This is a genomic window from Clostridium tarantellae (assembly GCF_009295725.1).
Lineage (GTDB): Bacteria > Bacillota > Clostridia > Clostridiales > Clostridiaceae > Sarcina > Sarcina tarantellae.
The window spans coordinates 1-13,938 of record NZ_WHJC01000069.1 but is presented as its reverse complement, the minus strand read 5'-3'; the positions used below and the strand labels follow the sequence as shown (position 1 = coordinate 13,938).

Sequence of the window (13,938 nt, the reverse complement as noted above, 5' to 3'; positions counted from 1 at the left end):
ATTTACTATTTACTTTTAATTAATAATATGTAATAATATTATAAACTTAATAGGCTAAGTAAATTATTTTTATTTAGGAGGAATTAAAGATGGATGAAAAAATATGTTTATGTAGAGGAATATCTGCATCTACAATAATTAATTCAATAAAAAAAGGAGCTCATACTGTAGAAGCAGTAAAAGAAGCAACAGGAGCAACTTCTGGTGGTTGCTGTGGATTTAGATGTAAAGAAAAAATAGAAGAATTAATAGAAGAAAATAAATAGATTTATAATTTTTAGAGTATTGTTAAATAGAGAGGGGGATACTATTACAATATTAAAATAAAATATTTGTAATAGAAAATATAATGGATAATAATTTAAATCAGGAAATTCTTGATAAATTAACAAAGGTTTGTGTCTGCAAAGCAGTATCTAGAGCTACCATAAAAAATACAATAAGAGATGGTGCAAAATCTGTAGAAGAAATTGCAAAAAAAACTGGTGCTACAACTGGTGGGTGTTGTGGTCGTAGATGTATATGTAAAATTGAAACTTTAATTAAAGAATCTAACTAAATTTTTTATATAATTTAAAACTATATATCCATATAAAAAAGAGTGTCATTTTTAGACACTCTTTTTTATATATTATATTCAACTAAATGAAGCTCTCTATTCCAACTTGTATATTGTCTTGGGTATCCATTGTTAGTTAATCCACCTACAACATAAGTTTTCTTCACTTCATTGGCATTATTTTTTATTAATTTAAAGCCTTTTAACAAATATTGAATTCTATTTTCATATATTGGTTTTAAATCTTTACTTGGTTGTCCCCAAGCAAAAATTATATGATTATAGTCTATCATCTCTTCAAAGATTACTAAATCATTTTTTATAAACTCATCATTATTCCAAATACCTTCATTGCCAGCTAAAAATAACTCACCTTTTCTATTTAATATTTCTTCTAGTGCATCCTTTGTATATTCTATAACTGGAAATAAAAATACAAAATCTACTTGCTTTATACTTCCAAAAACCTCTTTATTACTTAATAGATATTTAATTGCTCTTCTTATATCATTTCCTTTTTCTTCACTAGAAGGTTTTGGTGCCTTTCCAATTACTACAACTGTATTTTCTCCTTCATCATCTATAGGAATAGTAACCTTAAAAACTCTATCGCCATCTGGATCTACTATTTTTTCAAAATTATTATCTTTAAAAAACTTTCCATATCTACTCTTTTGCATAATAAAATCCCCTTTTACCAACTCTTATATTGTAGTATCATAAATATTTAGTAATAGGGGATTTTATTCCTATATTAAAATTTTAAACTTTTGAAGCTTCTATTTTTTGAGCTAATTCATTTAAATATTCCCAACGTTCATATTTCTCTTCTAGCTCTTTTTCAGCCATTTCTTTTTCTACTAATATTTCTTGAAGCTTAATAAAATCAGTAGAAAATTTTGCTGATTTTTCTTCTAGCTCAGATATTTTACTCTCTAATCCCTCTATTACTTCATCAATAGTCTCAAATTCCTTTTCTTCTTTAAATGTAAACTTTAATTTTTTTTCTCTAATTCTTTCACTTTTATCAGTAGAATTTTTAGTTTTCTCTGATAATTTAAATTCTTCTTTTAATTCCACTAACTCTTTTTCTTTTACTATAAGAAAATCACTATAATTTCCTACATATTGTCTAATTTGTCCATCTCCTTCATAAGAAAATATCTTACTACATATTCTATCTAAAAAATATCTATCATGTGATACTGTTATAACAGCTCCTATAAAATCATCTAGATAATCTTCTAAAATTTTTAAAGTTTCTATATCTAAATCATTAGTGGGTTCATCTAATAATAACACATTTGGACCTTCCATTAAAACCCTTAATAGGTGAAGTCTTCTTCTTTCTCCTCCTGATAACTTGCCAATAGGTGTCCATTGCATAGTTCCATCAAATAAAAACTTCTCACACATTTGTGATGCAGTTATTCTTTCTCCAGTAGCTGTAGGTAAATACTCTCCAACTTCTTTAATATATTCTATTGCTCTCATATCCATATCCATATGATTATCTTCCTGTGAAAAACAGGCAACTTTAACTGTTTCACCTTTTACTACTTCACCTTTATCTGCATTAATAGAACCTTCTATAATCTTTATTAAAGTTGATTTTCCCATACCATTATCTCCAATGATACCTATTCTATCATTTCTTAATAAAATGTAACTAAAATCTTCTATTATTTTTTTAGTTCCAAAATTTTTATATATATTATTCAGTTCTATTACTTTTTTTCCTAATCTTTTACCCATAACAGAAATTTCTATATTATTATTATCAACTAAGCTTTCTTTATTTATTAACTCATCAAATCTTTGAAGCCTTGCTTTTTGTTTTGTTGTTCTTGCTTTTGCATCTCTTCTAACCCAAGCTAATTCTTTTTTAATAAGATTTTGTCTTTTTTCTTCATTAGCTTGCTCCACTTGCATTCTTTCCATTTTTTTTTCTAAAAACATAGAATAGTTTCCATCATAACTAAATAGTCTTCCTTTATCTACTTCTAGTATTCTATTTGTAACTCTATCTAAAAAATATCTATCATGAGTTATCATTAAAAGTGCACCTTTTCTTTTGTTTAAATGTTCTTCTAACCAATTTATAGTTTCATTATCTAAATGGTTTGTAGGCTCATCTAATATTAAAAGTTCACATGGAGTTATTAAAGCTGCTGCTAGAGCTATTCTTTTTCTTTGTCCTCCTGACAAAGCTGATACCTTAATATTAAAATCATTAATTCCTAGTTTTGTAAGTACTATTTTAGCTTCACTTTCTAAATCCCATAAATTTAAAGCATCTATTTTACTTTGTAAATTTATTAACTTATTATGTATTTTTTCATTATCTATTCCACTATTTATATTATTTAAAATTTCTTCATACTCTCTAAGAAGATTCATCTCTAGTGAATTTCCTTTAAAAACTTGTTCTATTACTGTGGCATTAACATCATAATCAGGATTTTGTGCTAAGTATTCAATCCTAACTTTATTTCCTTTAGTTATAGTTCCTTCATCAGCTTCTTCTACTCCTGAAATTATTTTTAACAAAGTAGACTTACCTGTACCGTTAACTCCTATTACTCCTATTTTTTCTCCTTCATTTATTCCTAATGAAATATTATTAACTAACATTTTTTCTGAATAACTTTTGCTTATATTTTCTAAGGTAATTAAATTCATATATATCATCCTTTTCACAATAAATCTAATATTTATTATAATATAGAACTTTAATAATTCCCATTTAATTGTGAGTCGTTAAATTGGTTTTTATTGAAAATATAAACAGTTCATTTTATTACTAAGAAATAATTTAAATTTATATTAAGATATTACTTAAAAATAATTATTTAAAACTATTTTTAAGTAATGGAAGCATTAATATTATGTGCTATAATCTTATATGCATTGTATAAGGCATATTAAAGTTTAAGGAGGAAATTAAATGACAAGTAAATTTTATTTGCATAAAGGCAAAAATAAAAAAGCTGAACAAGGAAGACCTTGGATATATATTGATGAAATAAATGAATATGATGGAGATTATGAAAATGGAGATATAGTTGAGGTATATAATCATAAAGGTTATTTTATTGGAAAAGGATATATAAATGATAAAAGTAAAATAACTATTAGAATAATGACTCGTGACATAAATGAAGAAATTAATGAAGATTTCTTTAAAAAAAGATTTAAGAATGCTTGGGATTACAGAAAAACTGTAATAGATACTTCATCATGTAGATTTATATTTGGTGAAGCAGATTTTCTTCCTGGTTTAACTATTGATAAATTTGAAGATTATTATGTAATTCAAATTTCAACTTTAGGAATGGATAAATATAGAGATTTAATAGTTGATATACTAGTTAAAGAATATAATGCTAAAGGAATTTATGAAAGAAGTGACATTAAAACTAGAGAAATTGAAGGACTTGAACAAATAAAAGGATTCTTAACAGATCCCTTCAATACAAATGTTGAAATAATAGAAAATGGCGTTAAATACATAGTTGATTTAGAAAATGGTCAAAAAACTGGATTTTTCTTAGATCAAAAAGAAAATAGAGCTGCTATACATAAGATTTGTAAAGATAGAGATGTATTAGATTGTTTTACTCATACTGGATCATTTGCTTTAAATGCTGGTATAGCTGGGGCTAAATCAGTTCTTGGCATAGATGTATCTCAACATGCAGTAGATTGTGCCACAAGAAACTCTAAACTTAATGGACTTGAAGATGTAGTTAAGTTTGAATGTCATAATGCTTTTAATGTTTTAGGAGATTGGTCTAGAGAAGGAAAACAATTTGATGTTGTTATATTAGATCCTCCTGCATTTACAAAATCAAGAAATACAATTAATTCAGCTATTAGAGGTTATAAAGAAATAAATCTTAGAGGATTAAAAATGGTTAAACCAGGTGGATACTTTGCAACTTGTTCCTGTTCTCATTATATGAGTGAAGAACAATTAAAGAAAACTGTCTTAGAAGCTGCTCATGATGCTAGAAGAACTTTAAGACAAATAGAAGTTAGAACTCAATCATCAGATCATCCAATATTATGGAATTCTGATGAATCATATTACTTAAAATTCTTTATATTCCAAGTAGTTTAATTATTCCTTAAATTTTTTTGTATATAAAATTTGATTTTGGTTAATATAATAATGTAGCAAGGATGAATATGGAGAATATTTACTTTGTACTACAGTTATTTATAACTATACGTATTAGCTTTAAATAACAAGAAAAAGGAAATCTCAAATTTTGAGATTTCTTTTTTTATTTTATTTCTTCTCCATCAAATAAAGGCACAATATCAATTATATCCTTTGAAGAGCAATATTCTAAATCTTTTTCTAAATCTAATGATTTTAATATTTCATAATGAGTAGCATTTTTTATATAATTTATAATATTTTTATTACCTTCATAAATTAAATTAGCAGTTTTTGCAATATCACTTAAATCACAAGTTATTTCTTTTAATAATTCATTTATCATATATCCTGAACAAATAAAATCATCCATAGAAAACTTCCCATTAGTTCCTGCATTTATAAAAATAACATCTTTATTTAATTCTTTAAGTTTTTTAGCTACTTTTTTAGCATTTATCATAGCTCCTATTAATATTTTATCCGCTTTTTTACATAAATTTAAAGCTCTTGTCCCATTAGTAGTAGTTATGATAACTGTTTTATTTTGTACACATTCTTTTGTATATTCTAATGGTGAATTTGAAAAATTAAATCCTTCTATTTTTAAAGCTTGTCTTTCTCCACCAAGAACGAAAGCTTCTCCTTTACTTTTAAGTATTTTTCCTTTTTCAAAAGCTTCTTCTACTGTTAATGTGGGTATTACTCTTTTAGCACCATTAAATAATGCTGTTGTTATTACAGAAGTAGCTCTTAACATATCTATAACTACTACTATTTTATCCTTTAAATACTCTGGTTTTATATGATCTGCTGAAATTATTACATCTATTTTCATTAAAATTCTCCTAAGTTATATATTCTTAAAACTTAATATAAAAAATAAATATGATTTTTCCATATTTATTTTTTATATTTTTGTCCTTGATAAATATCGTTATCTTCTAAAGCTTTATCTATAGCATTTAAAACTTCCCATTTTTTTAAACTCCACATAGGTCCAATAAGTTCCTCTCTTGGAGCATCTCCTGTTAATCTATGTACTATCATATCTTCTGGAATCCTTGATATTCCTTCACAAATTAAATCTATATAATCTTCTTGCGATAAAAATGTTAGTTTTCCTTCATTATAATCTTTAACCATCCTAGTATTCTTCATTAAATGCAATAAATGAAATTTAATTCCCTTTACTCCACTATTAGCTATATAATCTACAGTTTGTAACATTTGTTCTTTACTTTCTCCTGGTAATCCAAAAATTGAATGAACAACAGTATCTACTCCTTTTGACTTTAGCCCTGCTACGGCCTTATCAAATACATCTAAGCTATATCCTCTATTGAAAGCTTTTGCACTATCTTCATGTATAGTTTGTAATCCTAATTCAACCCAAGTATAAACTTTACTATTCATCTCTTCTAAAAGATTTAATACATCTTCATTTATACAATCTGGTCTAGTACCAATAGCTAAGGCTACTACACCTTCTTTATTTATTGCCTCTTCATACTTTTTCTTTAATTCTTCTATTGGCGCGTAAGTATTAGTATATGCCTGAAAATAAGCTATATACTTACCCTCTTTCCATTTTTTATTCATCATTTCTTTTATGTTTTCAAATTGAGTAGTTATAGGTAAAAACCTTTGTCCTGCATAATCACCAGACCCTCTTGCACTACAAAAACTACATCCTCCTTTAGCTACTTTTCCATCTCTATTAGGACATGTAAAACCACCATCTAAACTTATTTTAAAAACTTTACTTCCAAACTTATCTCTTAAAAATTGATTTAAAGTATAATATCTTTTGCCATTCAATTCTTTCTTATCCACTTTACCACCTTAACTTTCTTCTTATATTAAATACATATATTTTAAAACTTTAACCTATATAAAATATTAACCACAGAAATACTTCTATGGTTAATCAAAATCTAATTGTATTATACTATATTTTTGTAAGTTTAAAATCTTTTAAAGATATTTTATAGCTTCCAAGCAAATCTTGTCTTACTTTGTTTGATTCTTTTACTCCTTCTACATTAAATAATATTTCATCATCTTGATATGATTTAAAAATTAAACTATATGTATCTTCAGTAAAGGTATCTTCTAAAGTTAATGGAATTATATCTCCACTTGTTTTGTAAAATTTAAACCTATCAACTCCATTTATATTATAAGTTACAGCAACATGACTATCATCTTTAGTAAACTGTATCTTTTTTATTTCACAATTATCATAAATATCTAATGTAGTTAATTTTTTACCTACTATTTTATCTTTGTCATCTGAAGATTTTTCTTGTAAATTCTCTTGTTCCTCTACATTCATGGTTTTTTGTGAATCATCTATCTCTATAATACCTACATATGAATTTTTATCATCTTTAGTAGATAAGGCTACCTTCTCTCCACTAAAGTTAAAACTTAACACTCCAAATTCAGCTTTAGGTACAGAAACTTGAGAAATATCACCTTTATTTTGTTTAGAATAAGCAGTATCTAAAATACTATCTAAATTAATTAAGGTATTTATTTTTACTTCATCTTCAAATCTAATTTTTATATTTTTATCTTTATAAAAGGCACTATATTTTGGAGAAGCTATTACTTTTTCTACTTTATATTCATTATCAACTTTATTTACCACCAAGGAATATTCTTCCAAAGTTGCATTAGGTGACTTTTCTTTACTTTTACAAACAGTATATTTATATAATCCACTATCTCCTCGTTGCCCTGATTCTTCAACTCTAAAGCCTACAATATTCATAAAATCATCTTGTTTTTTTATATTTAAACTTTCTGCTAAATCTTTATTAGATAAATATTTCATTCCTTCTAAATCATTAGATGCTAAAGCTAACATATAATTATTAGCAACTTCTACAGAAGTTTTATTATCATATAAAATTTTTTCCGCTTCTTCATAAGCTTTTTTTTCATGGTTTTTTGAACATGCCATAGTAAATATAAACAAAGAACTTAATATAATTGCTAAAATCTTTTTTATCATTTTCTTCACTCCTTGAACTTGCTATACTAATATATTTTTATGTTTTCCAAAATATTTAAAAGTATTAATAAATTATAAGAATAAACTCCACATAATTCCTATATATTTAATTAAGGGGTGATAAAATTTGAAAGAAATTACTAAAATTTTTCAAATAGCTGCAGTATTTGTTGGTACTATTGTAGGTGCTGGATTAGCTTCTGGTAAAGAAATCACTCAGTTCTTTACCATATATGGATATAAAAGCTTCATAGGTATTATTTTAACTGGACTATTTTACATATTTATATGTAGTATAATCTCTAAAATAAGTATTAAACATAAATTAAATTCTTATAGTGAAGTTTTTAGTTTAGTAAGTCCTAACTTATTAGGTAAAATTACAGGAATAATAACTACAATTTATTTAATTTCTAGTGCTTCTATAATTCTAGCTGGTAGTGGTTCACTCATTAATCAATTTTTTGGGGTTCCAAAAATAGCAGGAACTTTAATTATGGCATTAATAGCTATTTTAATTCTTTTTAGAGAAACAGACGGTTTAGTTGAAATAAATTCTTTGATTGTTCCATCTCTAGTAATAGTTATTACTACATTGATGATTATGTATGTTTTATTTTCGGGAAACAAGTTAACATTTGAAACTATTGTTAACTCTGAAGCTTTACAACCTAAGGGTTGGATTATTTCTACTATACTTTATGCTGGATATAATACATTATGTTGTTGTGGAGTTATTGTTCCTTTAAGTTGTGAGATAAATAATAGAAAAACCATGATAAAAGGAATTGCTATTGGTTCACTTATATTAACTATACTATGTATGTTTATAAACTCTATGCTCATGGTAAATCAACCTAATATATTTGAATATGAAATTCCTTTACTTTATGTTGCTGATAGATTTGGTAAACCAATTCAAATAATGTTATTAACCATTATTTTAGCTGAAATGTTTTCCACTGAAGTTTCAGATGTGTATTCCATTAGTAAAACATTAAATAAAAGCTTTAGAATAAAATATAAAAATGCTATTTTCTTAGTTTTATTTATAGCATTACCTATATCTCAAATAGGTTTTTCTACTTTAATCAGCACTTTATATCCAATATTCGGAGTACTAAGTTTGGTATTTATTTTTCAATGTGTTTATTTTTACTATAAAAAAATATAATATTATAAAAGTCATGAATTTACTTACATAAAAAAATTCATGACTTTTTATTAACTCTATTTAATTTTTAACTTGCATTTAATAATAATAAGGAACTCTAGGTACATTATTCAAATCATCTATTATAACTGGAGGATAAAATATTCTTTTTCTTTCCTCTATACTTCCTCTTAATTCTGCAATCTTACTTACACCAACATATATATCAGAAATTCTATACCAAGTAGCATAATCTACCTCTCCAGTTTGAGATAAATTAAAAACCTTTTGAAATACTTTAACTGCTTCTTTCATTTTTTCACCAAAAACTCCATCTAATGCTTGTTTAGGTATTAAAGGATATGCTTTAGCTATTCTATTTAATTGCTCTTGTATAGTCTTAACAGGCGCTCCTTTACTTCCAACTGTTAATGTATATCCTGGATAAGATTGAGGACTTCCCTTCACTTTTGCCGCTGTTTTAAACTCTATATTTCTACCATAAAAACTTGATAAAATTTCATAAGCTGGCTTTCCCTCATCTCCTAGGTATTTACTTCCCCATTGAGTCATCCAACCTGGACATTTTACTTTTATTCCATCACAATATTGAGTTAATAAAGGCTGTTTAGCTTCAAATCTTTTTATATAAGTAGAAAATATATCATCAACTATTCTTCCAATATTATCATATATGTTTCTTCCATAATTAAATGCATGATCATAAGCTGTCGAACTTGTTATATCAAATCTTTTTCCTTTTCCTCTATACCATTCAGTATATATTCTATTTAATGTAAAAGATATTATTGCATAAACATTAGCTCTTATTGTATTTTCTGACCAGGTAGCATATATTTCACAGGATGCCACATTTTTAATATAACTTTTATAATCTACTTTATAATTAGGTGCTGAGGAATCATTAGGTGATCCTGCATGTACTGTAATATATTCTGGTACTACCGGAGCTGGCAACACTACTGTACCCTGTGGTGGTGGTAATTCTTTTTCCTCCGGTTCTGGAATTTTAGCCGGATAATTTCCCACTAAAACATTAGAATTTATATCTATTACCTCTTCACCTTTACCATTTTGATTTCTTGATTGTAACTTTAAATCAGCTTGTTGTATAGCTACTCTATCTGGATATATTTGTACACCTTTAATAAGAATAGGATTATAAGATTCTTTTTCAATTAAAATATCAGCAAAACTATATGGTATTTTGCCTGGTTCTTGAGAATTTTCTATTCCTGGAGTATCTAAATCTATCTCTTCTGTTAAACCAACAGAATCAGTATACAATACAGTGCTCTTTCTTAAAGCAGTTCCATCTTGCTCAGTTTGAGTTACTGTAATCTTGCACTTACCAACCGGAACGTAAGTATTTTCACCACTAAAACATTGAATTTTTAGTGCTCCTTTAGCCATAATATTCTCCTCTTTATAAATAATACATTAGTATAATATGATTAATTCATATATTGGTGATTTATACATATGGATTTTTTATTACAAGACTTCCTATTCTATATCCCTTATCTAAAGATTTTTCTAAGTTTTTTCTAATATTTGTATTACCTAAATTTTCTCTTATGTTATTGAAAACACCTTCTAAATCTAATATTCCAAAACCTAATTTATTATTAGGATAAACATCATCACCTCTCCTAGCTGCACCAGCTTTTAAATATGTTCTAACTGTAGTTGAATACATATAATCATCATTTTCATCTATTATTCCCCATTGCAATAATAAAGCACAGCATCCAGCTACAACAGCAGCTGCAACACTTCCTCCCGATACTATAGTTGTTCCTCCACCAGATTTTGTAGTTATACAATTAACTCCCCCTGCGGTTATGGAAGGCTTAACCGCCTGACAAATTTCACCTCCCCTTCCTGATTGAGCCACCAAAGCATTGTTAGTTTGATTATACCAGCCAACTGTTAATATTTCATCAGCCATCCCTGGAATAGTTATAGTATTATTAGGATCTGGCTTTAAAAAAAATGTTCCCTCATATAATAATTCTTTTTGCAATATCCTAGCTTCATATACTATTGGAACATTATGCTTTCCACCAATCCTAAATTTCCATATACCTTCCTTTAAGTTACTTGCTCTAAAAACTATACTTTGATCTCCATTTTGAATACTAGGCCAGTAAAAAACAATATCCATTAATGTCCCTTCATATACAAACTTAGCTTGAACTCCCGTAAATAAAAGAGGAGTAAATTTTAACTTTGTATTTATATCTATAATTTCTCCCGAAGGAGATATAACAGTTAAATCTACTTTATTAGGAACCTTTATATACATAACCATATATATACTTTGTTGGTCTTTTCCAATATTTAATTCAAATTCATTTGAATATTCATTCATTTCAATAACTCCTGAAATATGAGTAGCTGAATCTCCTTGATTTCCAGTAGACGTCACAATTATAAAACCTCTTTTTTCTACTAAATAACTCATATAAATATCTAGTAAATTACTTCCTTCATGTACCCCTGTATTACTTCCTAAAGGTACATAAATAACCATAGGTACATCTAGTTCAAAACTTTTTTCATATAAATATTTAATTGCTATCATTATATCCATACTTGCATATTGAGGTATTTTAATATCTTTAGTACCATAATATTCTTTTAAGGAATCAAAAGTTTCTTTAAGTTTTACAACTATAAATTCACAATCTGGAGCTGCTCCTGTTAACTGCTTATTTTTTCCTCTACCACCTATTATTCCAGCCATAGCTGTTCCATGTCCAATTTCATCTTTAGAAGGTACTATAGTATATGGATCTTCCCCATTATTTTTTAATTTTATAGCTTCATTTATTTCTTCTCTAGTATATAAAGTTCCACTAATTAAATCATTTTTTTGACTACTTTGTATTGTCTGATCCCAGATTTCTATTATTCTTGTACTGTCATCTTCAAGCACAAATTCTTCATTTAAATAATCTATTCCAGTATCAATAACTCCAACTACTACTCCCTTACCTCTTAAATCTAAATAGGGATTACCATGAAAATTACTAGCTTTTGATTTATCTACTACATTTATACCTGTTAAAGTATAAACTCCATCTGATTCTACATATACTACAGTTTTCAATTTAGTTATTAATTCTTCAAACTTTTCAATTCTTATAGATAAAATAGCATAAAGTTCATCTATTATATATACACTAGCATCTGGATTATCTCCAACTTCCTTAAGTATATCTCCAGAATATTCAATTAGAAATTTATCAAAATTATCATCATTATAAAAGTTATTTGCCATAATCCTACCTCCTATTTTCTAAAAGTTCAATAGATTGTTCAGCACAAACAAAACCATAACCATAAATAGGATTGGGATATACTTGTTTAGGTATATTTCTTTTTGCTCCTTTTATCAAATAATACTTTAATCTATCTCCATATAAAAAAATATCATTTTCTCTTACTATTCCCCACTCTAAAAGTAAAGCACATATTCCAGCTACATGAGGTGCTGCCATTGATGTTCCACTTTTTGCTGTAAATCCCCCTTCTTCTCCAACTGATAATATGTTTTCTCCTGGAGCTAACAAATCTGGATTTTCATACCACCCAACTCTTCTTACTCCTCTTCCTGAAAATGGAGATATACTATTATTATTATAATTATAACTTCCTACGGATATAACTCCAGCAACGGTTGCTGGTATACCTAATGTATTAAATGGATCAGGCTGAAGAAACCGTGTTTTTTCATTTAATCCTTCTGTTATAGGTAACCAAATATCAAAATATCCTGTGGAATTATCTCTACTCTTCAAAAAAATTTTCCATTCTCCTGGCAATATTTCCTTCCTTAAAGCAGCAATTTTTATAATAATTTGTCCTGTAATATCAAAAGGTTTAGGTCCAGCAGTGTATATTGTAATTTGAGTATTTCCTATAATTCTTTCTTTATAAGATTCACTAAGTACTATATCCTGAGTACTTATTCCAGCTGGTGATGTTATATTTATAGTCCAATCAATTAATACAGGTTTATAAAGATCTAATAATATTGTTTTCTCTCCACTACCTATATTAAATAAAATTTCTTTATCCCGCTCTAAAGTTCCTCCAATATGATGTCCTGATGCTCCATCATTGCCTGCTGCAACAACAAGTGCAACTTTTTCTAATCTAGTAATAGTTTGAATATATTGTTCTAATAAACTACTTCCATTATGTGCTCCATCATTTGTACTTAAACTTATATTAATAACTAAAGGCATTTTTAACTCTTTGCTTTTATCTATTAAAAATTTCAGTCCTCTCATTAATTGAGTGCTTAAAGCAGCTGTTAAACTTTTTTCTCTAGTTATTTTAACCATAATTATAGAACTTTTATAAGCCACTCCATAATTATCAAAATCTATATTTCCACCTGCACAAGCTATTCCTGCTACATGACTTCCATGACCTGCTATATCTTCTGTAGGAACTATAGAATAGGGATCATTATTTTGTAAGGCTTCATTAATTTTATCTTTATCATATATTTTATTATTTTCTAAATCATAAATATATTCTATCCTAGTTTTCCCATTAGTATCCTTAAATGCTGGATGAGTATAATCTATCCCTGTATCAATAAAACCAACTAATACACCTTCGCCTGATAAACCATAATTATTCCAAGCAGCTTGAACACAAGATGCTCTATTACTTGAATAATCTGCAGTATAAATAGGCTTTGGAAACTCAAAATATTGTAATCCTTCTAAATCATCTAATAAGGGAATATCTAAAATTTTTATTTTTATTATGCCAAAAGAATAGCCTAATTCCTCAAATTTAACACCTATTTTTTCTACTGCTTCTCTAAATTTTTTAACTTCTATTCCAAATAATATTACTATTTCTATTTCTCCTGTTTTAGATAAATCTAAATTATATTCTTCTATAATTTGATATAAAACTTCTTTAGGAATTAATTTTGATATTCTAAGCTTTTCAGTAAAATCCTTATTAAAAATAATAATCATCTCCTAAAT

The 13,938-nt window shown here is 26.9% G+C and carries 12 protein-coding genes; 4 read left to right on the top strand and 8 right to left on the bottom strand.

Going from position 1 to position 13,938, the window contains the following annotated elements; genetic code table 11:
* Positions 1-89: 89 nt before the first annotated feature.
* The gene (locus GBZ86_RS06765) at positions 90-266 is read left to right on the top strand and encodes a (2Fe-2S)-binding protein (protein WP_152888999.1); all 177 of its coding nucleotides are present in this window, start codon (positions 90-92) and stop codon (positions 264-266) included.
* A gap of 83 nt (positions 267-349) precedes the next feature.
* A complete protein-coding gene (locus GBZ86_RS06760; RefSeq protein WP_152888997.1) occupies positions 350-559 on the top strand; it encodes a (2Fe-2S)-binding protein in 210 nt (69 codons plus the stop codon).
* 65 nt (positions 560-624) lie between these two features.
* On the opposite strand, the gene GBZ86_RS06755 is transcribed toward GBZ86_RS06760, so the two are convergent.
* Together GBZ86_RS06755 and GBZ86_RS06750 are read right to left on the bottom strand one after the other, a co-directional pair.
* Positions 625-1,239 carry a DUF1643 domain-containing protein gene (locus GBZ86_RS06755; RefSeq protein WP_152888995.1) on the bottom strand — a complete coding sequence of 205 codons (615 nt, stop codon included), beginning with the start codon at positions 1,237-1,239 and terminating at the stop codon, positions 625-627.
* Between the two features lie 82 nt (positions 1,240-1,321).
* A complete protein-coding gene (locus GBZ86_RS06750; RefSeq protein WP_152888993.1) occupies positions 1,322-3,241 on the bottom strand; it encodes an ABC-F family ATP-binding cassette domain-containing protein in 1,920 nt (639 codons plus the stop codon).
* A 265-nt stretch (positions 3,242-3,506) separates the two neighbouring features.
* Here GBZ86_RS06750 and GBZ86_RS06745 point away from each other — a divergent pair, with 265 nt between their 5' ends.
* On the top strand, positions 3,507-4,682 hold the full coding sequence (locus GBZ86_RS06745; RefSeq protein WP_152888991.1) for a class I SAM-dependent rRNA methyltransferase: 1,176 nt from the start codon (positions 3,507-3,509) through the stop codon (positions 4,680-4,682).
* Between the two features lie 166 nt (positions 4,683-4,848).
* On the opposite strand, the gene GBZ86_RS06740 is transcribed toward GBZ86_RS06745, so the two are convergent.
* The 3 genes from GBZ86_RS06740 to GBZ86_RS06730 all read right to left on the bottom strand — a co-directional run bounded on the left by GBZ86_RS06740 (position 4,849) and on the right by GBZ86_RS06730 (position 7,746).
* The gene (locus GBZ86_RS06740) at positions 4,849-5,562 is read right to left on the bottom strand and encodes a 2-phosphosulfolactate phosphatase family protein (RefSeq protein WP_152888989.1); all 714 of its coding nucleotides are present in this window, start codon (positions 5,560-5,562) and stop codon (positions 4,849-4,851) included.
* 65 nt (positions 5,563-5,627) lie between these two features.
* Positions 5,628-6,560, bottom strand: a complete 933-nt coding sequence (gene mnmL / locus GBZ86_RS06735; protein ID WP_327444407.1) for a tRNA modification radical SAM protein MnmL/YtqA — start codon at positions 6,558-6,560, stop codon at positions 5,628-5,630.
* A gap of 115 nt (positions 6,561-6,675) precedes the next feature.
* Entirely contained in the window at positions 6,676-7,746 is a 1,071-nt protein-coding gene (locus GBZ86_RS06730) for a hypothetical protein (RefSeq protein ID WP_152888987.1), read from the bottom strand.
* A 127-nt stretch (positions 7,747-7,873) separates the two neighbouring features.
* Here GBZ86_RS06730 and GBZ86_RS06725 point away from each other — a divergent pair, with 127 nt between their 5' ends.
* Positions 7,874-8,920, top strand: a complete 1,047-nt coding sequence (locus GBZ86_RS06725) for a YkvI family membrane protein (RefSeq protein ID WP_152888985.1) — start codon at positions 7,874-7,876, stop codon at positions 8,918-8,920.
* Between the two features lie 78 nt (positions 8,921-8,998).
* Here the strand turns inward: GBZ86_RS06725 and GBZ86_RS06720 are convergent, their stop codons facing one another.
* From GBZ86_RS06720 to GBZ86_RS18650, 3 genes are all read right to left on the bottom strand, one after another.
* Positions 8,999-10,333, bottom strand: a complete 1,335-nt coding sequence (locus tag GBZ86_RS06720; protein WP_152888983.1) for a peptidoglycan-binding domain-containing protein — start codon at positions 10,331-10,333, stop codon at positions 8,999-9,001.
* A 61-nt stretch (positions 10,334-10,394) separates the two neighbouring features.
* Positions 10,395-12,206: a S8 family peptidase gene (locus GBZ86_RS06715; protein ID WP_152888981.1), complete on the bottom strand. Its 1,812-nt coding sequence runs from the start codon at positions 12,204-12,206 to the stop codon at positions 10,395-10,397.
* A 4-nt stretch (positions 12,207-12,210) separates the two neighbouring features.
* On the bottom strand, positions 12,211-13,929 hold the full coding sequence (locus GBZ86_RS18650) for a S8 family serine peptidase (protein WP_152888980.1): 1,719 nt from the start codon (positions 13,927-13,929) through the stop codon (positions 12,211-12,213).
* Positions 13,930-13,938 lie beyond the last annotated feature (9 nt).